The organism is Burkholderia sp. MSMB617WGS, assembly GCF_001532025.2.
In the GTDB taxonomy this organism is placed as follows: domain Bacteria; phylum Pseudomonadota; class Gammaproteobacteria; order Burkholderiales; family Burkholderiaceae; genus Burkholderia; species Burkholderia savannae.
In genome coordinates, this window is record NZ_CP013458.1 from 410,743 (window position 1) to 431,454 (window position 20,712).

Annotated in this window: 17 protein-coding genes and 1 pseudogene; 7 read left to right on the plus strand and 11 right to left on the minus strand. The window is 67.8% G+C overall.

Annotated features, from left to right (window positions below):
- Positions 1–196: 196 nt before the first annotated feature.
- The 8 genes from WT60_RS21850 to WT60_RS21895 all read right to left on the minus strand — a co-directional run bounded on the left by WT60_RS21850 (position 197) and on the right by WT60_RS21895 (position 10,909).
- Entirely contained in the window at positions 197–2,131 is a 1,935-nt protein-coding gene (locus WT60_RS21850; protein ID WP_060356096.1) for a S53 family peptidase, read from the minus strand.
- Between the two features lie 1,013 nt (positions 2,132–3,144).
- Positions 3,145–3,594 carry a zinc-finger-containing protein gene (locus tag WT60_RS21860; RefSeq protein WP_059641799.1) on the minus strand — a complete coding sequence of 150 codons (450 nt, stop codon included), beginning with the start codon at positions 3,592–3,594 and terminating at the stop codon, positions 3,145–3,147.
- A gap of 204 nt (positions 3,595–3,798) precedes the next feature.
- Positions 3,799–5,262 carry a sensor domain-containing diguanylate cyclase gene (locus WT60_RS21865; RefSeq protein WP_038749395.1) on the minus strand — a complete coding sequence of 488 codons (1,464 nt, stop codon included), beginning with the start codon at positions 5,260–5,262 and terminating at the stop codon, positions 3,799–3,801.
- 214 nt (positions 5,263–5,476) lie between these two features.
- Entirely contained in the window at positions 5,477–5,896 is a 420-nt protein-coding gene (locus WT60_RS34635) for a hypothetical protein (RefSeq protein WP_152611724.1), read from the minus strand.
- A gap of 128 nt (positions 5,897–6,024) precedes the next feature.
- Positions 6,025–7,245 carry an ISL3 family transposase gene (locus tag WT60_RS21875; RefSeq protein WP_100185282.1) on the minus strand — a complete coding sequence of 407 codons (1,221 nt, stop codon included), beginning with the start codon at positions 7,243–7,245 and terminating at the stop codon, positions 6,025–6,027.
- 183 nt (positions 7,246–7,428) lie between these two features.
- Complete coding sequence (locus WT60_RS21885; RefSeq protein WP_059579418.1) at positions 7,429–8,403, minus strand: alpha/beta fold hydrolase; 975 nt, start codon at positions 8,401–8,403, stop codon at positions 7,429–7,431.
- A gap of 5 nt (positions 8,404–8,408) precedes the next feature.
- Positions 8,409–10,004, minus strand: a complete 1,596-nt coding sequence (locus tag WT60_RS21890) for an NAD(P)/FAD-dependent oxidoreductase (RefSeq protein ID WP_038749286.1) — start codon at positions 10,002–10,004, stop codon at positions 8,409–8,411.
- Entirely contained in the window at positions 10,001–10,909 is a 909-nt protein-coding gene (locus WT60_RS21895) for an SDR family NAD(P)-dependent oxidoreductase (protein ID WP_038749289.1), read from the minus strand. The genes WT60_RS21890 and WT60_RS21895 overlap by 4 nt, the downstream gene beginning before the upstream one ends.
- Before the next feature lie 103 nt (positions 10,910–11,012).
- On the opposite strand from WT60_RS21895, the gene WT60_RS21900 reads away from it, so the two are divergent.
- Positions 11,013–11,666 (plus strand): TetR family transcriptional regulator, encoded by a 654-nt coding sequence (locus tag WT60_RS21900; RefSeq protein ID WP_038749292.1) that lies wholly within the window; start codon positions 11,013–11,015, stop codon positions 11,664–11,666.
- Positions 11,667–12,032: 366 nt separating this feature from the next.
- On the opposite strand, the gene WT60_RS21910 is transcribed toward WT60_RS21900, so the two are convergent.
- Positions 12,033–12,932 (minus strand): LysR family transcriptional regulator, encoded by a 900-nt coding sequence (locus WT60_RS21910; protein WP_059579407.1) that lies wholly within the window; start codon positions 12,930–12,932, stop codon positions 12,033–12,035.
- A gap of 217 nt (positions 12,933–13,149) precedes the next feature.
- Between WT60_RS21910 and WT60_RS21915 the strand changes: the two genes are divergently transcribed.
- The 4 genes and pseudogenes from WT60_RS21915 to deoC all read left to right on the plus strand — a co-directional run bounded on the left by WT60_RS21915 (position 13,150) and on the right by deoC (position 17,571).
- On the plus strand, positions 13,150–13,794 hold the full coding sequence (locus tag WT60_RS21915) for a glutathione S-transferase (RefSeq protein ID WP_038749298.1): 645 nt from the start codon (positions 13,150–13,152) through the stop codon (positions 13,792–13,794).
- Positions 13,719–14,883: pseudogene (locus WT60_RS21920) on the plus strand (pyridoxamine 5'-phosphate oxidase family protein); the annotation flags it as partial. The gene WT60_RS21915 and the pseudogene WT60_RS21920, both read left to right, overlap by 76 nt.
- 614 nt (positions 14,884–15,497) lie before the next feature.
- Entirely contained in the window at positions 15,498–16,772 is a 1,275-nt protein-coding gene (locus WT60_RS21925) for a NupC/NupG family nucleoside CNT transporter (RefSeq protein ID WP_038749304.1), read from the plus strand.
- A 13-nt stretch (positions 16,773–16,785) separates the two neighbouring features.
- Positions 16,786–17,571, plus strand: a complete 786-nt coding sequence (deoC, locus tag WT60_RS21930; protein ID WP_038749308.1) for a deoxyribose-phosphate aldolase — start codon at positions 16,786–16,788, stop codon at positions 17,569–17,571.
- 28 nt (positions 17,572–17,599) lie between these two features.
- Here the strand turns inward: deoC and WT60_RS21935 are convergent, their stop codons facing one another.
- The gene (locus WT60_RS21935; RefSeq protein WP_060355565.1) at positions 17,600–17,857 is read right to left on the minus strand and encodes a hypothetical protein; all 258 of its coding nucleotides are present in this window, start codon (positions 17,855–17,857) and stop codon (positions 17,600–17,602) included.
- Between the two features lie 13 nt (positions 17,858–17,870).
- Positions 17,871–18,050, minus strand: coding sequence for a hypothetical protein (locus tag WT60_RS21940; protein WP_038749313.1), 180 nt, complete (start codon positions 18,048–18,050; stop codon positions 17,871–17,873).
- Positions 18,051–18,516: 466 nt separating this feature from the next.
- Here WT60_RS21940 and deoA point away from each other — a divergent pair, with 466 nt between their 5' ends.
- Both deoA and WT60_RS21960 read left to right on the plus strand, forming a co-directional pair.
- Entirely contained in the window at positions 18,517–19,839 is a 1,323-nt protein-coding gene (gene deoA, locus WT60_RS21950) for a thymidine phosphorylase (protein ID WP_060355564.1), read from the plus strand.
- A gap of 314 nt (positions 19,840–20,153) precedes the next feature.
- Positions 20,154–20,546, plus strand: coding sequence for a cytidine deaminase (locus WT60_RS21960; protein WP_038749317.1), 393 nt, complete (start codon positions 20,154–20,156; stop codon positions 20,544–20,546).
- Positions 20,547–20,712: the final 166 nt, after the last annotated feature.

Genomic DNA, 20,712 nt, shown 5'->3' on the forward strand with positions numbered 1-20,712 from the left:
TGCACCCGCCGGCAATCGACTTCCGACGCATGCCGCGCGGGCCCGAGTTTCGGTTGCGCGTGTCGAACTTGCATCTCGAATTCACCGCATTTGCCGGCGTATTCGCCACGCCGGCACGTCGGCGCGCCGGCACCGGCATGCCGGCACGAAACCCGCCGCGCGCCCCGAACCGGCCACGCGCGGCGTTTCCCGCCCGTTACTTCACCGAACTCGCGCTGACCTTCGCGAAATCGAGGCTGCCGAAGCCGGTGTCGTAATCCCATCCGGACGTCGCGCTATAGCCGTAGTTGTTGTAGCCGTTGTTGCCCGACGTCACGTCGTGCAGCAGCGACGCATTGCTCGGCAGGCCCTGATAGAAGGCCGACGTCGGCAGGCCGAGGCTGTTGCGGTTCGCCGATTCGACGCGCGCCCAGCCGCCGACGAAGATCGGCGACGCGAGGCTCGTGCCGCCGACCAGCTGATTCGCCTGGCCGTTGATCACGAGATACGCGCCCGTCGATTGCGCGGCGTCGAACGCGACGTCCGGCACCACGCGCTTCGTCACCGAACTGCCGAGCGCGGCCGTCTGCCAGCTCGGCGCCGTCTCGTAGCCGCTCACGCCGCCGCCTGTCGCCCACAGCCGCACCGCGTTGTCGAGCACCTGGCCGCTGCTGTTGACGTCCGCGTAGGCGAGCCCTTCGTTCCACACGGTTTCGCCCGCCCAGGTCGTCGTGCCGTTCGTCGACAGCGTCGTGCCGCCGACCGCGACGACGTACGGCGAGCTCGCCGGCGACGACACGCTGTACTTCGCCAGATTGATCTTCGTCGTGACCCGGCCGCCGCTGTACGTGCCGACGTAGCCCGGCGAACCGTACGGCGAGGTCGACCATTGATAGACGCCCGCGTCGCCCGACGACACCGAGAAGATCTGCCCCTGCGCGACCGCCTGTTTGAACACCGCGTCGTTCGCGGAGAGCGAGCCGTCCGAATTCGCGGCCGCCTCGTCTTCGCCGAGCGATACGTTGATGACCTTCGCGACGTTGTCGGTGACGGCCTTGTTGTACGCGGCGGTCAGCGTCGCGTTCGTGAGGCCGTTGTCGTTGCTGTCGCCGTTGACGGCCGCATAGAAGATGAGCTGCTTCACGCCGCCCGACGTGCCGATGATCGTCTGGCTGTCGAGATCCCATTCGCTCGGATCGCCGTCGTTCGCGAGCGTGCCCGAGCTGCCCGCGACGACGGCGGTGTTGACGGTCGGCAGGCCCGCGTTCTGCGTGAACGTGTTCAAGTCGGCGATCGTCTGCGTCATGTCGCCCCACGTGATGATCCCGACCGTCGTATTGGTCGCGGCGGGCAGGCCGCTTGCGTCGTAGATCTGCGCGAAATCGGTCGGCTGATGGCCGACCTGCGAGCCGCCCGTCGTCGCGTTCTTCGTGATCGTGTCCGTCTGGATGCGCGCGTCGGCCGGCGTGCCGCGATGGATCAGCCGATGCGGAACGGCTGCGCTCTGCAGCCCGAGCACCGATTCGACGAACGGGCTCAGCGATGCGGGCACCAGCGCGGCCGAGTCGTTGGCGTAGACCGCCTTGCCGCGATAGTTGAAGCGCTTGAGCGTCGTGCGGAAGCCGCGCTCCGCGTTCGACGCGTTGCCTTCCGCGAAAATCAGCTTGTTGTTCGCCGATACCGTGACGTTGCTGAAGCCGTTCGCCTTCAGGTGCGCGACGACGGCCTGCACCTGGCCGTCGGTCGGCGCGAAGCGCGCCTTGAACTGCTCGGGCGTCAGGTACTTGCGATAGTTCGCGCTACCGGGCTGGTTCACTTCGCGCACGAGCGCGTCGAGCTGCGCTTCGTTGCGGCTCTTCAGCACGATGGTCACGCGCAGCGGCTGGCTCAGCTCGAGCGGCGTGACGTTCGTGTCGGTGAGCTCGGGCGTGCCGATCACGTTGAGCGTGTAGCTCGGCGCCGTCTTGGCGAGCGTCTGCGATGCGGCGGCGGCGGGCGCGCGCGCGATCAGGAAGGCGTCGGTGCGGGTCGGTGCCCAGTCGGATGCGGCTTGCGAGGAAAGCGGGGACAACGCAGCGGCGATCGCCAGCGGTAGCAGCGACAGCGCGAAGCGTTTCGAGAATAGCCGGTTGACATGCTGAGTTCTCTGCATTTTTGGAGTCCCAAGAAAATGATGAAGAACGGATGCGCAGCCTGGGTCCGACGGGGTAGGGACGCGCGGCGCGCAGCCGATGCACGGCGATGCGGCGAAGCTGACGTTCACGGCGACATGATTCCCTCCCTTCGATGGATGGCTGAGGCGGCGCGGCGTGGTCGAGCTCGACGTTCGCGGCGGCGTCGGGCGCACCCGCATGCCGACGCGAACGCGCGCCCGATTCGGCGGGCCGTTCGTCAAATGCTTAGGAATCCCATTCATATGGCGCGCGAAAGCACTGCTTGCGCCGCGCCGCAATTCGTTGCGCGATCCGCATGCGGCGCGGCGGATCGGCGTCGATCCGTCACGCGGCGGCTGTACCGCGTCTTTCAGCAAATTCGGACAACACGAGCCCGTCGCGCAGCCGCGACGAAGCGGCGCGCGAGACGGAACACCTACTCAGTAGACCGGCCGGAACCGGGCGAGCCGGTCGGGGCCGTCAAATCAGCCATGCTGCCTGCGCGTCGGCGGTGCGCGGCGCCCTCTCGCCGCGCGCATCGTTCGTCGTTTGCCGCCTTCGTTGGCCGCGCCGGCCAAACGCTCGCCCACCGAGATTCCGGCATTCGCTTTGCGCCGCTCGGGAATCCAATCTCGAAAATCCGTATTAATCGAGTGATTTTCGATATTTCCGATTCGCGATGAATGGCGAAGGATTGCCGGTTAATCTGGAATTAATCGATTGTCCGGAAGCGTGCCGCGGTTTCTTCGTGGATTGAAAGCCGCCCCTCGTAAATAACGTAATTAAATTGGAAGAATTCAGTCAGGCAGATGTTTGGTTAATGCTTGCACCGCGTATCGATGCGGCATTTGTTTGCGAAAAGATAGCAAGGAAAAAATTGAAGCGTCAAACTTTTTTTGATTCGATCTAAAAAATTTAGAAGCGTAATTCGTTTGAACCAAATTCGATAAAGGCAGAATGTAAGCTGGGATGTGAAAAGCGTTTGATGCGCCGCAGTAATGGCGAATAAGTATTACGAATGCGCGGGCGGCGATTTGCGGGATATGAATTGCTCGACGAGCCGCAGCGCGCCGCGGCACGCGTCGAGATCGAACGTGTGGATCGTGCTCGACGTGGCGTCGAGCCCCAGTTGCGTCGCGAGCCAGCGTATGCCTTTCGCGCGCGCTTCGAACGCGTTGCAGCCGTCGCGCCGCATCTTCGCGGCGACGAGCGGCTCGAGCGCCGCATGCAGCTCGGACTTCGCGTGCCTGAGCTCGGCGTTCGCGAGCCGGCCGAGCGGCACGTGGCGCCGGCTGCGCGGAAAGACGCCGATCCATGCGTCGCACGGCGGGCAGATCCACAGCTCGCCGTGATCTTCGCGGTATGGATACGCTTCCTCGCCGTAGCGCGCGAGCGTCGCTTTCGCGCCGCAGTAGTCGCAGACGGGTTGAGGCAGGGCGGGAACGGGGCGGCCGACTCGCATGATTCAAGACAATAGGTTCGTGTGTGGACAAAGCGATAGCGTATACGAATGACCGGGCCGCGCGGCCTCGGTTCCTTTCGGGCGCTTTCGCGAGACGCAAAGCGGCGCGGCGGCGGGTGTGCGGAAACCGCGCTGAAACGGGCTAAATCGGGCTAAATTGGACCCAAGCGGGCCAAAACGGGCCCGACGCGCGAGCCGCGTGCGCTATGCGTGCTGCGCGTCGCAGACGCGGTTGCGGCCCGACGATTTCGCCCGGTACAGCGCGGCGTCGGCCATCCTGACGAGCGTCGTGTCGGAATGCGCGACGTTCTCGCGCGACGTGACGAGCCCGATGCTGACGGTCACGCGCTCGTACGGGCTTCTTGCGTGCTCGATGTCGAGATCGTAGATCGCGCGGCGGATATGCTCGGCGATCGCGGACGCGCTCTTCGCATCGGTGTCCGGCAGCGTGATCACGAACTCCTCGCCGCCGTAGCGGGCGACGTCGTCGGCCGCGCGGCGCACGTTCAGCGCGAGGCAGCGGCCGACTTCGCGCAGCACGTCGTCGCCCGCCTGGTGGCCGTAGCAGTCGTTGTAATCCTTGAACTGGTCGATGTCGACGAACAGCAGCGACAGCGGCCGGCCGGTGCGCAGCGCGCGCGCCCATTCGCTGCGCAGGTTTTCGTCGAACGCGCGGCGATTGCCGAGGCCCGTCAGCGCGTCCGTGCGCGCGAGCCGCTGCAGGCGCAGCTCGGCGTGCCGCCGCCAGCGCAGCTCGTGCGACAGCAGCGCGGTGCCCGTCAGGATCACGACGCCGAACACGAGCATCAACAAGCCGAGCCGCAGCGCGCGGATGCGCCATTGGAGAAAGACGTTGTGTTCGGCGGGCGATACGGCGACGACGATCGGCAGCCCCGGCAGCCGCTTGTACACGTAGAGCCGCCGCACGCCGTCGATCGACGCGACGGCGGTGAACACGCCTTCGTCGCGCGCCTTCGCTTGCGTGAAGAGCTCCGATCCGGCGATGCTGCGCCCGACCATCTTCGGGTCGAACGGCAGGCGCGTGATCATCAGCCCGTTGGTCTCGAAGATCGACGCGGTGCCGCCCGGCCCGACCGACAGGCCGTCGAGCAGCGCGCGGAAATAGTCGATGCTGAGCGTGCCCGCGACGATGCCGCCGAACGAGCCGTCGGCGCGCGTGATGCGCCGGCTCAGCGCGATCGTCAGCGCGCCGTGCCGCAGGCGCGCGGCGTACGGCTCGCTGATGTAGAGGCCGCCCTGAGGATGGTCGCGCTGATAGGCGAAATAGTCGCGATACGCGAAATTCGCGACGGGCGGCGGATGCGGGAAATGCGAATCGAGCACGATGTCGCCGTGCTCGTTCATCACGTAGATCGTGCCGAGATACTTGCCGGTGGCCGCGCGATCGAACAGCACCTTGCTGCGTATCGCGGGGTCGAGCGCCATGATGTGCGGATCGTTGACGCCGTCGACGACCGCCTGCAGCGACAGATCGTAGAGCTCGATGTTGCGCGCGACGTCGCGTTCGAGCAGCAGCACGAGGTTGTGCGCGTTTTCGGTCGCGTGCAGGTACGCGTCCTTGCGTGATTCGTACAGCACACGCGCGCCGAACAGCCAGATCAGCGCGAGCAGCAGCGCGCCGCAAACGATGATGCCCGCCGGCGACATCAGGCTCTGCATCCAGGACTGCAGGTAACGAGTCGCGAAGAAGGTCGAGCGCTTGCGCATGACGTCGGAGGCCTGTCGGGCGGCCGATCGGCGGCATCGCGGTTCGCGGGGGCCGTGCGATCGGACCGTCGTTTCATCCGCCGCTTCGCGCGGGCTGCCGGCTCGCGCGAAGCAACGATTATTCGGGTTATCGTGCAATGCCGCATTTTCTTGATCATTCGAGCGTCGCACAAGGCCGTTTCCACGCGGCTGCCGCGGCGGCGCGCGATTCGGCGGCCGTTCGCCGGCCGGCACGGACGAGGGCGTCGCGCGCGTTCTTTCGTCCGTGGATACGATCGTAGATTTTCCTTCCGATTATCGCGATCGTCGAGCACGGATTCGTGCGGCGATCATTTTTCGTCGTTGCAAGCCTGATCCCGAGCTTGCGCCCCGATTGCGCATGCGGCTGATTGCCGCATGCATGCGCGGCGATCGGATCGTCGCGTGTGTGCGCAACGGCGGCCCGGCGCTCCGGACGCAGCGAGGCGACGGGCCGATGTAATGTAATCGATGACGGGCTGGAAGGTGTGCGTAATAAAGCGCGTGGCGATGGCGCCGCGCCGAGTTCGTTGCGCGTGCAACGAACGGCATGCATTCGTCATGCCGCCGATTGCCGACCGCCGACCGCCGACCGCCGACCGCCGATCGCCGATCGCCGATCGCCGATCGCCGATCGCTCATCGCTCATCGCTCATCGCGATTCGTCGCGGCATAAAAAAAGGTTCATCGCGGAATTCCGGGGAACGCGGCGCGGATCTTGAGGAAGAAGTACTCCTCGTCACGGTACCCGTAAGCACGACGCTTGATGACCTTGATCGTATTGTTGATGCCTTCAACGATGCTGGTATTGAGCGGATGGCGGCAGCGGGCCACGATTCCGTGCCAGTAACTCTGCAAGCGCTCGGCGAACTTTTGCAAGGCGGCGATCCCGCTTTGCTGAGCCTGTTCGATCCATTGCTCCCAGGCCTTTTCCGCCCAGGCCGGCTTGCGGTAGAACCAGAGCCGTTTGAGTTCGTCGCGCAGCACATAGACGCATAACAGCGACTGATTGGCGGCCAGCAGCTCCTTCAAGTGCACGGCCTGTTCGGGTTTCAGGTTATGACGGTTGCGCAGCAGCAGCCAGCGGCTGGACTTCAGCACCTTCCGCGCCGGCTTGTCATGCCGGAGTTGATTGGCCTGATCCACTCGTACCCGATCGATCACCTCGCGCCCGTACTTGGCCACGACGTGGTACAGGTCGAAGACGATTTCCGCCTGCGGGCACTGTTCCTTGATCTCCAGTTCATAGGCCGTGGTCATGTCGATGGCGACCGCTTCGATGCGCTCGGCCACGCCTTCAGGCAGTTGTTCGAAGAAGGCTCGCGCCGTTTCGCGTGAACGTCCGGGCCCGACCCAGAGCACCTGCCGGCCGATCGGATCAACCACCACCGTGGCGTAGCGATGGCCCTTATGAAGCGCGAACTCGTCCATCGCCAGATAGCGGATCGCCGACCAGTCCGGCTCGGCCACACGCGCTCGCAAGCGCATCTTGTCGATCGATTTGACCGTGTGCCAACCCAAATCGTAAAAGGCCGCTACCGCCTGCACGCTGGCGGCCTGCAGCAGCTTCTCGCAGGCTTTGGCGAACCGCTCCGTCACTCGCTGGTAGCGGCCCAGCCACGCCAGCTTCTCCAGTCGCGGGCCGCCGCAGTGTTCGCACCAGACCCGGCGACGGGGAACGTGCAGCACCACCCGGTATTCGAACAGCGGCAAATCGCGCACTCGACGAACCGTCGTCTCGTGGATCTGCTGGCAGCGTGCACCGCATTGCTCGCAGTACATGACCTTGCTGACCGGCTTCAGATACAGCGATAGCGTGCGCTCTTCTCCTTGTGGCCATTCCACACGTTCCAGCCGATAACCTGTCCAGCAGCCCAGTGCCTGAAGTGCCTTTCGATCGAGCAATTGCTTCCTCCGATATCCTCAAAATCAGGTGTCAGATTATGCAATCGCTCGAAAACCCTCCACGGTTTCCTGCGATGAACCTAAAAAAAGCGCCGCCCAAAAAAGGCGGCGCATCTCACGCGAATCGAACGGTTTCACAGCGCGCGTACGCGCCGCGAAAGCCGCCCGACGCGAACCGTCGGCTCAGCTCTCGACGCTTTCAGTCAGGCGTTCGGGCTCGGCGGGCACCGGCGCGTCGGCAACTTCGAGCAGCCAGTCGGTCGTTTGCGCGGGCTGCGTGACGGGCAGCATGTGGCCGCCGTCGACGACCTTCAGGTTGATCGCGTCGAGCCGCTTCTTGAGCGCCTCGCCGTGGCGCTGCCAGTTGAGGATCTGGTCGCCGCGGCCGTACAGCACGTCGACGGGCACGGCGAGCGACGCATAGCGGCTTTCCATGTCGGGCAGATCCTCCGGCGCGGCGACGAGATCCGACGACGCCGAATAGAACGCGTGCGGCCGCAGCCCCATCAGGCCGCCGCCCTTCACGCCGAAATCGTGCGGCACGGTTTCCGGCGCGAAGATCAACTCGATCGCCTTGCGGCTTTGCAGAATCGACACCGGAATGCCGAGCGTGAACGACGCGAAGCGGCGCACGAGCGACGAGCGCAGAGCGAGCCCGCGGAACGGGCCGGGCGGCTCGGTTTCGGTGTGCGTGAGCGGCGCGATCAGCGCGATCCGGCTCACGCACTGCGGATGGTTGAGCGCGAGCGCGAGCGAGATCGCGCCGCCGAGCGAGTGGCCGACGACGACCGGCTTGTCGAGGCCGAGCGTCGCGATGAACATCGCGATCGTGCGAGCCTGTGCGTAGACGTTGGCGGTCGAACGCGGGCCGCGCGTCGAGCGGCCGGAGCCCGGGCGATCGACGAGGATCACGCGGTGCGACTTCGCGAGCCGTTGCAGATCGAGATACGCGAAGTTGCGCAACTGGCCGCAGAGGCCGTGCACGAACACGATCGGCGGGCCTTCGCCGTATTCGACGTAGTGCAGGCGGTCCGCGCCGACGTCGACGAACTTGCCCTCGGGCGGGAACATCTTCTTGATGCGGTGCGCGGTGAACAGCGTGAACGCAAACAGCGCGACGAACGCATAAGCGAGAAAGTGCAACAGCTTGATTATCATCGGGATCACCTTCCTTCGTAGGCGGGCTGACGGGTGTCGTCACGTTCGGCGAGCGCCGGGCGGCGGCGCTCGAACTGCATCGCGCCGTCGGCGAGCGAGCCGAACCTGAATGTGGCGAAATCGCGCGCGTAGTTCTGGTAGGACTTCCACGGCTTTTTCGTGCCCTGCTTCGGCAGCACGCCGGCGGCGCGCTGGATATAGCCCGACGTCAGGTCGACGACGGGATCGAGCTCCATGCTGCCGGGTGCGAGCCGCGGCACGCAGACGTCGTAGCCATGCGTGCGCATGTGCTCGAGCAGCCGGCACACGTATTGCGCGATCAGCTCGGCCTTCAGCGTCCATGACGCGTTCGTGTAGCCGAACGACGATGCGAGATTCGGCACGCCGCTGTACATCATGCCCTTGTACGACACGGTCTGCGACAGGTCGACGGGGCGTGCGTCGACGGTCACGGCCGCGCCGCCCAGCATCTTCAGCTTCAGGCCCGTGGCGGTGACGATCACGTCCGCGTCGAGGCGCTGGCCGCTCTTCAGGCGCAGGCCGGTCGGCGTGAAGCGTTCGATCTCGTCGGTGACGATCGACGCGTTGCCCGCGCGGATCGCCTTGAACAGATCGCCGTTCGGCACGAGGCAGAGGCGCTGGTCCCACGGCTTGTAGCGCGGCGTCAGATGCTTGTTGACGTCGAACTGCGGGCCGAGCTGCTTGCCCGCCGCGCGGATGATGAACTTCTTCGTCGCGTCCGGGCGGCGGCGCGCGAGGTTGTAGAAGTACATCGTCAGCAGCACGTTCTTCAGCCGCACGAGCCGGTGCGCGAGCCCCGACGGCAGCCAGCGGCGCAGCGCGTTCGCGATCGCGTCGCGCGCGGGCAGCGACACGATGTAGGTCGGCGAGCGCTGCAGCATCGTCACGTGGCGCGCGTCGCCCGCCATCGACGGCACGAGCGTCACCGCGGTCGCGCCGCTGCCGATCACGACGACGCGCTTGCCCTTGTAGTCGAGATCGCTCGGCCAATGCTGCGGATGAACGATGCGGCCCTGGTACGCGTCCATGTCCGGCCAGCTCGGCGCGTGGCCTTCGTCGTAGTCGTAGTAGCCGCTGCACATGTAGAGGAAGCGGCACGTGTAGACGGCTTCTTCCTGATGCGAGTCGCCCGCGCGCTGCACGCGCACGGTCCAGCGCGCGCTCGTCGAATCCCAGCTCGCTGCGATCACCTTGTGATTGAAGCGGATCGTCTTGTCGATGCCGTACGCGCGCGCGGTGTCCTCGATGTAGTCGAGGATCGTCTGGCCGTCCGAGATCGCCTTGTCGCTGTGCCACGGCCGGAAGCTGAAGCCGAGCGTGAACATGTCGGAATCCGAACGAACGCCCGGATAGCGGAACAGATCCCATGTGCCGCCCATCGTCGCGCGGCTTTCGAGGATCGCGTATTTCGCGTCCGGGCAGCGCTCGCGCAGGTAGTACGCGGCGCCGATGCCGGACAGCCCGGCGCCGACGATCAGCACGTCGAAGTCGGTCGCGGCGCGGGTGTCGCCGCCCGTCGCCGCCTGCGGCGCGCGATCGTTCAGCGCGCGGGCGGCGTTCCAGTCTGTCGTCGAACTCATGCGGGGTCCTTGCTGATGGAGGAAGGGGGAGCGGTCCGCGCCGCGGCCTGCTGGCGCGCGAGGTTGCGCTCGCGCGACTTGCGCACGAAGCGCAGCACGAAGACTTGGTATGCGGAGCCGAACAGGCGCGCGAGCTTGTCGATGCGGCGCGCGTCGGCGCCGACGAGCACGCGCCGCGCGTTGCGCTCGACGCCCGCGACGATCTGGCGCGCGGCCGATTCGGGCGTCGTCACGTTGATGAGCCGGTTCGCCGCGCGGCGATGCGTTTCGATGTCCTGACCGGTCAGCGTCGCGATGCTCGAATCGATCCGCGACGCGGTGGCGATGTTGGTCGCGACGCCGCCCGGATGCACGCAGGTCACGCCGACCGGCGCGCCTTCGAGCTCGAGCTCCATCCTGAGCGCCTCGGTGAAGCCGCGCACGGCGAACTTCGTCGCGTTGTACGCGCTTTGCGTCGGCATCGCGACGAGGCCGAACAGGCTCGAGGTGTTGATCACGTGGCCGTCGCCCGATTCGCGCAGATACGGCAGGAACGCCTGAGTGCCGTGCACGACGCCCCAGAAATTGATCGCCATGATCCATTCGAAATCTTCGATCCGCGCGGTCTCGGCGGGCGCCGCGAGCGACACGCCCGCGTTGTTGAAGATCAGGTTGACCTTGCCGTGCACGTCGCGCGTCGCGCGCGCCCAGGCGAACACCGCGTCGCGCGACGCGACGTCGAGCCGCTGCGACGTGATCTTCACGCCGTGCGTCGCGCAGATCGCGACGGTCTGCGCGAGGCCGCTTTCGTTGACGTCGCTGAGCGCGAGGTGACAGCCGCGCCGCGCGAGCTCGACGGCGAGGCTGCGCCCCATGCCGGAGCCCGCGCCCGTGATCGCCGCCACCTTGCCGGAAAAATTCCTCATCACACGGCCCTCCTAAGGGTGTCTCCGTGATATATGTCAATTTTGAATGTGGTGTGAGTCGTCACCACTTTAATTTTTACATTGACTGATGTCAAATAGCGAAATGGAGAACTCTCTCGAACTGGACAAGAAGGGCCGCCCGTACGGCGGGGTCGCGCCCGAGGCCCGCGCCGCGGAGCGCCGCGACGCGCTGATCCGCGCGGGCACGCGCATCTTCGGCACCGTCGGTTTCCGCCGGGCCACCGTGCGCGCGATCTGCCAGGAAGCGAAGCTCAACGATCGCTATTTCTACGCGGCGTTCGACAGCGCCGATGCATTGCTGCGCTGCACCTATCAGCATCACGCGGAGCAACTGCGCGTTTCGGTGAAGCACGCGATCGACGCGCTCGGCGGCGAGCGCGACGGGCTCGAAGCGCGGGTCGACGCGGGTCTCGCCGCATTCTTCGCATTCCTGCGCGACACTTGCGCGGCGCGCGTGCTGCTGCTCGAAGTGATGGGCGTGAGCACGGAAACCGACGCGACCTATCAGCGGAACCTGCTCGAATTCGGCAAGATGATCATCTCGCTCGCCGGGCCGGTGAGCGAGGAGGCCGGCGAGCGCGCGGACCAGCGGATCATCGGGCTCGCGCTCGTCGGCGCGATGACGAACGTCGGCGCGGCGTGGCTGCTGACCGGTTATCGCGATCCCGAGGAGAAGATGGTGCGCAACTGCCGGAAGGTGCTGCTCGGCACGTTGCAGTTTCTCGCGAAGCGGTGAGCGGGCGGGGCGTCGCGTCGGCGGCGCGTCGGCGTTGGACGTCGCGCGTCGATCGCGCGGCGGATGCGCGTCGATCTTGCGTCGAGCGCGCCGATGCGTTTGCGTTCGGATCGGCGCGGATCGTCTCGTCGTGCGGATCGATCGGCTGCGTGTCGACGCACGCGTCGAACGAAGGTTCGTCGCCATTCCCGCCACGGCGACGCGCGGAGCCCCGCGCACGCGATTCGGCCGGGCTGCGTCGTCGGTCTGCCCGCGCTCGCTTCGCATTTCACTCGCAGCCGGCTCGCCGGCGCCGGCTTCGCCGATGAGCGATGCGCCGGCGCGCCTGCGTGACGCGCCGTTCAGCGCATTCGCCCTGGCTCGCGCTCACGCCGCGAGCCGGGCCTTCAGCACGTCGATCAGCGCGCGCACCTTCGCGCACGGATGGCTCGTCGACGGAAACACCGCATGGATGTCGCCGGGCGGGAACGACCAGGCGGGCAGCACGCGCACGAGCCGGCCGGCCGCGACGTCGTCGGCGCTCGAGAAGCTCGTCGCGACGCCGAAGCCGCCGCCCGCGAGCACGGCCGCGCGGCATGCCGTCGCCGTGTTCGACGCGAACGCGCGCTTGCACCGCACGCTCGCGCGCTCGCCGCGCGCGTTCGAAAGCTCGAGCGTCGTGCGCGGCACCGTCGACAGCATCACGTACGGCAGCGCGCCGAGCGCATCGGGCGCGGCCGGCGCGCCGTGGCGCGCGACGAACGCCGGACTCGCGACGAGCCAGCGTTCGAAGCCGCCGATCTTCACCGCGCGATAGTTCGAATCGGCGAGCCGGCCGAGGCGGATCGCGACGTCCAGGTTGTCGCGCACGAGATCGACGACGCGGTCGTCGCACTGCAATTCGACGTCGAGCGCCGGATGCGCGTCGCGCAGCGCGACGAGCGCCGGCGCGACGACGAGCGCGCCGTAGTCGACGGGCGCGCTCACGCGCAGCGTGCCGCGCAGCGGCCCCGCGTCGCCCGCCGCCGCGGCGAGCGCCGCTTCCGTCTGGCGCAGGATGTCGCGGCACGCGTCGCAGAACGCGCGGCCCGCCTCCGTCACGTTGAGCCGCCGCGTGGTCCGCACGAGCAGGCTCGCGCCGACCTCGGCTTCGAGCCGCTGCATGTGCGCGCTCACCATCGTCTTCGCGAGGCCGAGCCGCTCGGCCGCCGCCGTGAGCGACCCCGCCTCCACCACGGCGACGAAGATCGCGAGCCGGTTCAGGTTCACGTCGCGGATGTCCGCCATCGTCAATTGTCCATTCATCAGGGATTGTGTTTCGGCAATTATCCATCTTATGTGAACGGGATGCGCGCGCTACGCTGCGGGTGTCGGCGGGCGGATCGACGCAAAGCGCCGGTTGCCGAGGCGGTCCGCCGCCGCCGTTCGTCGTGTTCCGCCTTCGACCTTCGCGTTTCGACCTTCGTATTTCGTATCTAGCCCTTCGTTCGAGGAGTGCCGCCCCATGCCCGCCATTCGATTGCCCGCCGCGCCGATTCGGCTCCACCGGAGCTCGCTGTCCGGCCACTGCCATCGCGTTCAGTTGTTCCTGTCGCTGCTCGGCTTGCCCGTCGAGCTCGTCGAAGTCGACATGCGCGGCGGCGAGAACCGTCGCCCCGCGTTCCTCGCGCTCAATCCGTTCGGCCAGGTGCCGATCATCGAGGACGGCGGCACCGTGCTGTTCGATTCGAACGCGATCCTCGTCTATCTCGCGAAGCGTTACGGCGATCCGTCGTGGCTGCCCGAAGATCCGCAAGGCGCCGCCGCGGTGCAGCGCTGGCTGTCGCTCGCGGCCGGGCCGATCGCGTACGGCCCGGCCGCCGCGCGCCTCGTCACCGTGTTCGGCGCGCCGCTCGATCACGCGAGCGCGGTGAGGATCGCGCAGCGGCTCTTCGACGTGATCGATCCCGAGCTCGCCGCCAGGCAATTTGCGGCGGGCGACCGTCCGACGATCGCCGACGTCGCCGCATATGCGTACATCGCGCATGCGCCCGAGGGCGGCGTATCGCTCGAGCCGTATCCGCACGTACGCGCGTGGCTCGCGCGCATCGAGGCGCTGCCGGGCTTCGTGCCGATGCGGGCGAGCCGCGCGGGGCTGCGCGTCGCGTGACGCGAGCTCGGGCGCGGCGCCGAATCGATCGCGAAGGAGAACGACATGACGCAATCCACATCGACGGCGCCCGTCGCGCCGTTTCACGACGGCGAGCTCGCCGCGCAGCGGCGCGCGGGCGTCGCGGAAGCGGCCGCCGTGTCCGGCGGGCGCGGCATCCGCACGTTCATGCCCGATCAGCATCGCGCGTTCTACGCGCAATTGCCGTTCTTCGTCGTCGGCGGCGTCGACGGCGACGGCCAGCCGTGGGCGACGCTGCGCGTCGGCGCGCCGGGCTTCGTGTCGTCGCGGGAGCCGCGCATGCTCGACATCGCAGGCGGCGCGCTGCGCGACGATCCGCTCGCCGGCAGCTGGCGCGTCGGCAGCCTGCTCGGCGGGCTCGGCATCGAACTGCACACGCGGCGGCGCAACCGGATCAACGGCGTCGTCGCGTCGCTCGCGGGCGATGCGATGGCGGTGGCGGTCGACCAGAGCTTCGGCAATTGCCCGAAGTACATCCAGAGCCGCACGTCGACTCCGGCGCCGCCGCAGCGGATCGACGCCGCGCCGCCGCAGCGCCGCGCCGCGCGGCTCGGCGCCGACGACCGCGCGCTGCTCGCGCGAGCGGATACGTTCTTCATTGCGAGCGCGAACGCGTCGGAAGCGGCGGGCGGCGCGCGCGGCGTCGACGTGTCGCATCGCGGCGGGCCGCCCGGCTTCGTGCGCGTCGACGACGACCGCACGCTGACGACGCCCGACTACAGCGGCAACAATTTCTTCAACACGATCGGCAATCTGCTGCACGATCCGCGCGCCGGTTTGCTGTTCGTCGACTTCGAGCGAGGCGATCTGCTGTACGTCGCGGTCGACGCGCGGATCGTGTGGGACGGGCCGGCGCTCGATGCGTTCGACGGCGCGCGGCGTCTCGTGCGGTTTCGGGTTCGCGAGGTGCGGCGCAGCGCGGCGGCGCTGCCGTTTCGGTGGTCGGCGCCGCGGTTCGCGCCGCAGTTCGCGGGGGTGGGAGGAATGGAGGCGGCGGGGGTGGCTGCGGCGTTGGCGACGGCTTCGGTGGCGTCGTCCGCGTCCGCGCTTTCGTCGGCGTCCGAATCCGGCACGGGAGGCGACGATATTGTGCGCTTGATGCTTGATGCTTGATGCGTGATGCGTGATGCGTGATGCGTGATGCGTGATGCCCGACGCCCGACGCCCGACGCCCGACGCCCGACGCCCGACGCCCGACGTTCGATGTCCGACGCTCGATACCTGACACTTGATACTTGACGCGTAACGCTCGACCGCAAACCGCAAACCGCAAACCGCAGACCGCAGACCGCAGACCGCAGACCGCAGACCGCAGACCGCAGACCGCAGACCGCAGAACGCAGAACGCAGAACGCTAAATCGCCAAATCGCCAAATCGCCAAATCGCCAAATCGCCAAATCGCCAAATCGCCAAATCGCCAAATCGCCAAATCGCCGCGAAGCACCCGTCCCTCGCCTACCTCGCCAAAATCCCGCTGACAACCGAAACCGCGCGCGAAACGCGCGGGCGCGCATCTTTCGTTCGCCGATCGATTCGACCACTGGCGTTCGCCGGCCGCGCACGTTATGTTCTCGTCCGACGATTGGACGGACGCGCCCGTCCGCCCGATCGAGCGGGCTGGCCAGCCCGCCGGCCGCGCCGGCGACGGCGGGCCTCTCATCCCATCATCCGAGGTACGTTCGTGGATATCTTGCGCAGCTTGTGTGGCATCGTGGTATTGCTCGGCGTCGGTTTTGCGCTGTCGATCAACCGGCGTGCGATCAGCGCCCGCACTGTCGTCGCGGCGCTCGCGACGCAGCTCGCGATCGGCGCGCTCGTGCTGTTCGTGCCCGTCGGCCGCGACGCGCTCGCCGCGATCGCGCATGCGGTCAACAGCGTGCTCGAGATGGGCCAGCACGGCGTTGCGTTCTTGTTCGCGGGCCTCGTCGGCGACAAGATGTTCGCGCTCTTCGGCGACGGCGGCTTCGCGTTCGCGCTGCGCGTGCTGCCGATGATCGTGTTCGTCACGTCGCTGATCGCAGTGCTGTATTACATCGGCGTGATGAAGTGGCTGATCACGATCGTCGGCACCGCGATGGCGAAGCTGCTCGGCGTGAGCCGCATCGAGGCGTGCTCGGCCGTCGCGACGATCTTCCTCGGCCAGAGCGAGATGCCCGCGTTCGTGAAGCCGTTCATCCGGCGGATGAACGGCACCGAAGTGTTCGCGGTGATGTCGAGCGGCATGGCGTCGGTCGCGGGCTCGGTGCTCGCCGGCTACGCGGGGCTCGGCGTGAAGATGGAGTATCTGCTCGCCGCGTCGTTCATGGCGATTCCGGGCGGCCTGCTGTTCGGCAAGATGCTGTGCCCGACGACGGAGCCGTCCCGCGTCGTCGTCGATTCGCTCGAGTTCGACGAGAAGCGCGCGGCGAACGTGATCGAGGCGGCCGCGTCCGGCGCGGGCGTCGGGATGCGGATCGCCGTGAACGTCGGTACGATGCTGATCGCGTTCATCGGCCTGATCGCGCTCCTGAACGCGATGGTCGGGCTCGTCGCCGGCTGGCTCGGCTTCGCGGGCGTCACGCTGCAGTCGCTGCTCGGCGCGCTGTTCTCGCCGCTCGCGTGGCTGATCGGCGTGCCGTGGCAAGATGCGCCGGTGGCGGGCAGCTTCATCGGCCAGAAGCTGATCCTGAACGAGTTCGTCGCGTACGGCGCGTTGTCGCCGTATCTGAAGGACGCCGCGCAGGTTGCCGCGGCCGGGCTGCCCGTGCTCGCGCCGAAGACGATCGCGATCGTGTCGTTCGCGCTGTGCGGTTTCGCGAATTTCTCGTCGATCGCGATCCTCACGGGCGGCTTCACCGCGGTCGAGCCGGATCTGCGCTCCGACGTCGCGCGCAACGGCATGCGCGCGCTCGCGGCCGCGACGCTGTCGAACCTGATGAGCGCGACGATCGCCGGGCTGTTCCTGTCCCTTTCTTGAACGAGGTGCTCGCATGGAGCTTTCGTTGAATCGCAACCAATTGACCGAAGCGGCGCTGAAGGCGCTGCACCTGATCGACCTCACGTCGCTCAACGACGACGACACCGACGAGAAGATCGCCGCGCTCGCCGCGTCCGCCGACACGCCGGTCGGCACGCCCGCCGCGCTGTGCGTGTATCCGCGCTTCGCCGGCGTCGCGCACGCGGCGCTCGCGGCGCGCGGGCTCGTGCTGCCGGTGGCGACCGTCGCGAATTTCCCGCACGGCGCGGCCGATCCGGATGCGGCCGCGCGCGAGACGGCCGATGCGCTCGCGCGCGGCGCGGACGAGATCGACGTCGTGTTTCCGTATCGCGCATTGCTCGACGGCGACGAGCGGGTCGGACGCGAGCTCGTCGCGCAATGCCGCGCGGCGGCGGGCGGCCAGTGTCTGAAGGTGATCCTCGAAACCGGCGAGCTGCGCGACGCGGCGGCGATCCGCCAGGCGAGCGAGATCGCGATCGAGGAGGGCGCGGACTTTCTGAAGACGTCGACGGGCAAGGTCGCGGTGAACGCGACGCTCGACGCGGCGGCCGTGATGCTCGCGACGATTCGCGTGGCGGGGCGCGCGGTGGGCTTCAAGGCGGCGGGCGGCGTGCGCACCGCGCAGGACGCGGCGCAGTATCTGTCGCTCGCGGAGCGCGAGCTCGGGCCGGGCTATCTGACGAGCGCGACGTTTCGCTTCGGCGCGTCGGGGCTACTCGGGAATCTGCTCGAGACGCTCGGGCATCGGGCAGGGGCGACGCGGGGCGCAGGGTATTGAGCGACGTTGCGCGAACCGAAGGGCGGCGTCAGTCGATACGGGCGCGCCGGGGGCGAATGCGATCGGGGCGCCGTTCGACGACGGCGAGGCTGTAGCCGGGGGCCGCGCTCGCACGCGCGAGTTCGGCCAGTGCTCGAAGCCACCGGCAGCCGAGCAGCGCGCTCAGGATCGCGCGCAGTCCGATGGCCGGCGCGAGCCGTTGAAGCCGCCGGCACGCCCGCCGCGACGCGCGCGTCGCGAAAGGCGCGCGCACGTGTGCGCGACCGCGTGACGGATCGACGCGCATCTCGCGGCTCCCGTCAGTGAACCGGCGCATAGCCGAGCTTGTGGACTCCATACGCCTCCATCCATTCCTCGCGATCGTCGAATCCCATGGCTTTGGCGAGATGGTCGGCCATGTCCTCCGGTGTCGGCGTCACCGACGAATCGTAGTAACCCAGCGGCGTTTCCGCTTTCGGCGTCAAGATGGCGTAGAGCATGTCGACCTCCTGTCTTTAGCCAACTTAACGGCCGCGGGGATCGCTTTCTTGACCGGGAAATTCCCCGGTTAGAGTGATGCGCCGAATTTGCCGGCTGTCCGGCGGCCGGTGGCGGTGGCGATGGCCGGTGGCCGGCGGCTCGCGGCGAGCGGTCGCCACTCGATTCGATCGCCTCGATATGCACGCGCGCGGGACGCCGCCGCCTGCCGGAATCGGCCGTTGCCCGCGCAGCCGGATTCGCGATCGCTTCCATCGCGGGCCCGCATCGTTCCGATCGAGCGGGCCTTCGCGGCGCGTCGGGATTGCGTGTGCGGCTTGCGCGTCCGTGATAGCGTCGCTCTTCATGAGATTCCCGCCCGGCCTGCCGGTCCCGGCAACGGATGGAACGCCGACGCGCGCGGCGGGGCGCAGCGCCGTACGGGATGCATTCGATCGTGTCGTTGAAAATCAAATACTTGGGCAAGCCATGACTTTCCTGCCGCAGGAATTCATCCGCAAGGTGCGCGACCGCGAGCCGCTCGACGCGGCCGACGTCGAGCGTTTCGTGCGCGGCGTGACGACGGGCGACGTGACCGAAGGCCAGATCGCCGCGTTCGCGATGGCCGTCTATTTCAACGAGCTGCCGCTATCGGCGCGGATCGCGCTGACGCTCGCGCAGCGCGATTCCGGCGACGTGCTCGACTGGCGCGGCGAGCGCCTGAACGGTCCCGTCGTCGACAAGCATTCGACGGGCGGCGTCGGTGATCTGACGTCGCTCCTGATCGGGCCGATGGTCGCCGCGTGCGGCGGCTGCGTGCCGATGATCTCGGGCCGCGGCCTCGGCCACACGGGCGGCACGCTCGACAAGCTCGAGGCGATTCCCGGCTACGACGTCGCGCCGTCCGTCGACGCGCTGCGGCGCGTCGTGCGCGAGGTCGGCGTCGCGATCGTCGGCCAGACCGCGCAGCTCGCACCGGCCGACAAGCGGATCTACGCGGTGCGCGACGTGACGGCGACCGTCGAATCGATCTCGCTGATCACCGCGTCGATCCTGTCGAAGAAGCTCGCGGCGGGCGTCGACGCGCTCGCGATGGACGTGAAGGTCGGCACCGGCGCGTTCATGCCGACCGTGGAGAAATCGGCGGAGCTCGCGCGCAGCATCGTCGACGTCGGCAACGGCGCGGGGATGAAGACGGCCGCGACGCTCACCGATATGAACGAGGCGCTCGCGCCGTGCGCGGGCAACGCGATCGAGGTGCGCTGCGCGATCGACTTCCTGACGGGCGCGGCGCGCCCCGCGCGGCTGCGCGAGGTCAGCTTCGCGCTCGCCGCGCAGATGCTGACGATGGGCGGGCTCGCCGCGAACGCGGACGACGCGCGCCGGCAGTTGCGCGTCGCGCTCGAATCGGGCGCGGCCGCCGAGCGTTTCGCGCGGATGGTCACGGCGCTCGGCGGGCCCGCCGATCTGATCGAACGGCCGCAGCTGCATTTGCCGCGCGCGGCGCTCGCCGCGCCGGTTCTCGCCGAGCGCGCCGGATGGATCGACCGGATCGACGCGCGCGCGCTCGGGCTCGCGGTCGTCGGCCTGGGCGGCGGCCGCGCGAAGATCGGCGACGCGCTGGATTACGCGGTCGGGCTGTCCGCGCTCGCGCAGCGGGGCGCGCGCGTCGACGCGGGGCAGCCGATCGCGATCGTTCACGCGCGCGAGCCCGACGCGGCTGCGCGGGCCGCCGACGCCGTGCGGCGCGCGTATCGGATCGGCGCGGAGCAGCCGGCGCAGGCGCGCGTCGTCTATGCGGTGATCGAGTAATCGAGCGAATTGGGCCGCGCGCGAGGGGCGCACACATCGGACGCGCCGCAGGCAACGTGAGCATCGGGCGGCTCAGGAGAATCGGGCATATCGAGCCTGCCGGCCGTGCGGGGCGCTGCGATGGACGTTGGCATAAAATCGCACGTCGACGCAGACTGGCGTGCGGCGTGCGGCGTGCGGCGTGCGGCGTTCGACGTTCGACATGCGACGTGCGACGTGCGACGTGCGGCAAGCGACAAGCGACGCTCAACACCACCATCGCACCCCGAGAACCGAATCACATCTCATCGAATCATCGAACGAGGTAACACGACATGACGCACAACGCATTGATCGAAGCCGCGAAGGCCGCGCGCGAGAAGGCCTATGCGCCGTATTCGAACTTCAGGGTCGGCGCGGCGCTCGCGACGAAGGACGGCAAGATCTTCCACGGCTGCAACGTCGAGAACGCGTCGTACGGGCTGTGCAATTGCGCGGAGCGCACGGCGTTGTTCTCGGCGCTCGCGGCGGGCTATCGGCCGGGCGAGTTCGCGGCGATCGCGGTCGTCGGCGAGACGGACGGGCCGATCGCGCCGTGCGGCGCATGCCGGCAGGTGATGATCGAGCTCGGCAAGCCGGCGCTCGAAATCGTGTTGACGAACATGAAGGGCGACGTGCGCGTGACGAGCGCGGGCGACTTGCTGCCGGACGCGTTCTATCTGGAGTGACGCGCGGCGCGCCGGCGGCGGCGCGTGCGCGATGCGGCGCGCCGCCTCGGGTTTCTCGTGCTTTTCCCGGTTTCCGCGCGTATTCGTACGTATTCGTACGTATTCGTACGCCTTCGTACATATTCGTGCGGTTTCATTTTTTCCCCCGCGCATTTCGTCGGTTTTT

Coding starts and splice junctions, on each gene's coding strand:
- WT60_RS21850 (WP_060356096.1), bottom strand. CDS start 2,131: ATGCAGAGAACTCAGCATGTCAACCGGCTATTCTCGAAACGCTTCGCG.
- WT60_RS21860 (WP_059641799.1), bottom strand. CDS start 3,594: ATGCGAGTCGGCCGCCCCGTTCCCGCCCTGCCTCAACCCGTCTGCGAC.
- WT60_RS21865 (WP_038749395.1), bottom strand. CDS start 5,262: ATGTCGCCGGCGGGCATCATCGTTTGCGGCGCGCTGCTGCTCGCGCTG.
- WT60_RS34635 (WP_152611724.1), bottom strand. CDS start 5,896: ATGCATGCCGTTCGTTGCACGCGCAACGAACTCGGCGCGGCGCCATCG.
- WT60_RS21885 (WP_059579418.1), bottom strand. CDS start 8,403: ATGATAATCAAGCTGTTGCACTTTCTCGCTTATGCGTTCGTCGCGCTG.
- WT60_RS21890 (WP_038749286.1), bottom strand. CDS start 10,004: ATGAGTTCGACGACAGACTGGAACGCCGCCCGCGCGCTGAACGATCGC.
- WT60_RS21895 (WP_038749289.1), bottom strand. CDS start 10,909: ATGAGGAATTTTTCCGGCAAGGTGGCGGCGATCACGGGCGCGGGCTCC.
- WT60_RS21900 (WP_038749292.1), top strand. CDS start 11,013: ATGGAGAACTCTCTCGAACTGGACAAGAAGGGCCGCCCGTACGGCGGG.
- WT60_RS21910 (WP_059579407.1), bottom strand. CDS start 12,932: ATGGCGGACATCCGCGACGTGAACCTGAACCGGCTCGCGATCTTCGTC.
- WT60_RS21915 (WP_038749298.1), top strand. CDS start 13,150: ATGCCCGCCATTCGATTGCCCGCCGCGCCGATTCGGCTCCACCGGAGC.
- deoC (WP_038749308.1), top strand. CDS start 16,786: ATGGAGCTTTCGTTGAATCGCAACCAATTGACCGAAGCGGCGCTGAAG.
- WT60_RS21935 (WP_060355565.1), bottom strand. CDS start 17,857: ATGCGCGTCGATCCGTCACGCGGTCGCGCACACGTGCGCGCGCCTTTC.
- WT60_RS21940 (WP_038749313.1), bottom strand. CDS start 18,050: ATGCTCTACGCCATCTTGACGCCGAAAGCGGAAACGCCGCTGGGTTAC.
- deoA (WP_060355564.1), top strand. CDS start 18,517: ATGACTTTCCTGCCGCAGGAATTCATCCGCAAGGTGCGCGACCGCGAG.
- WT60_RS21960 (WP_038749317.1), top strand. CDS start 20,154: ATGACGCACAACGCATTGATCGAAGCCGCGAAGGCCGCGCGCGAGAAG.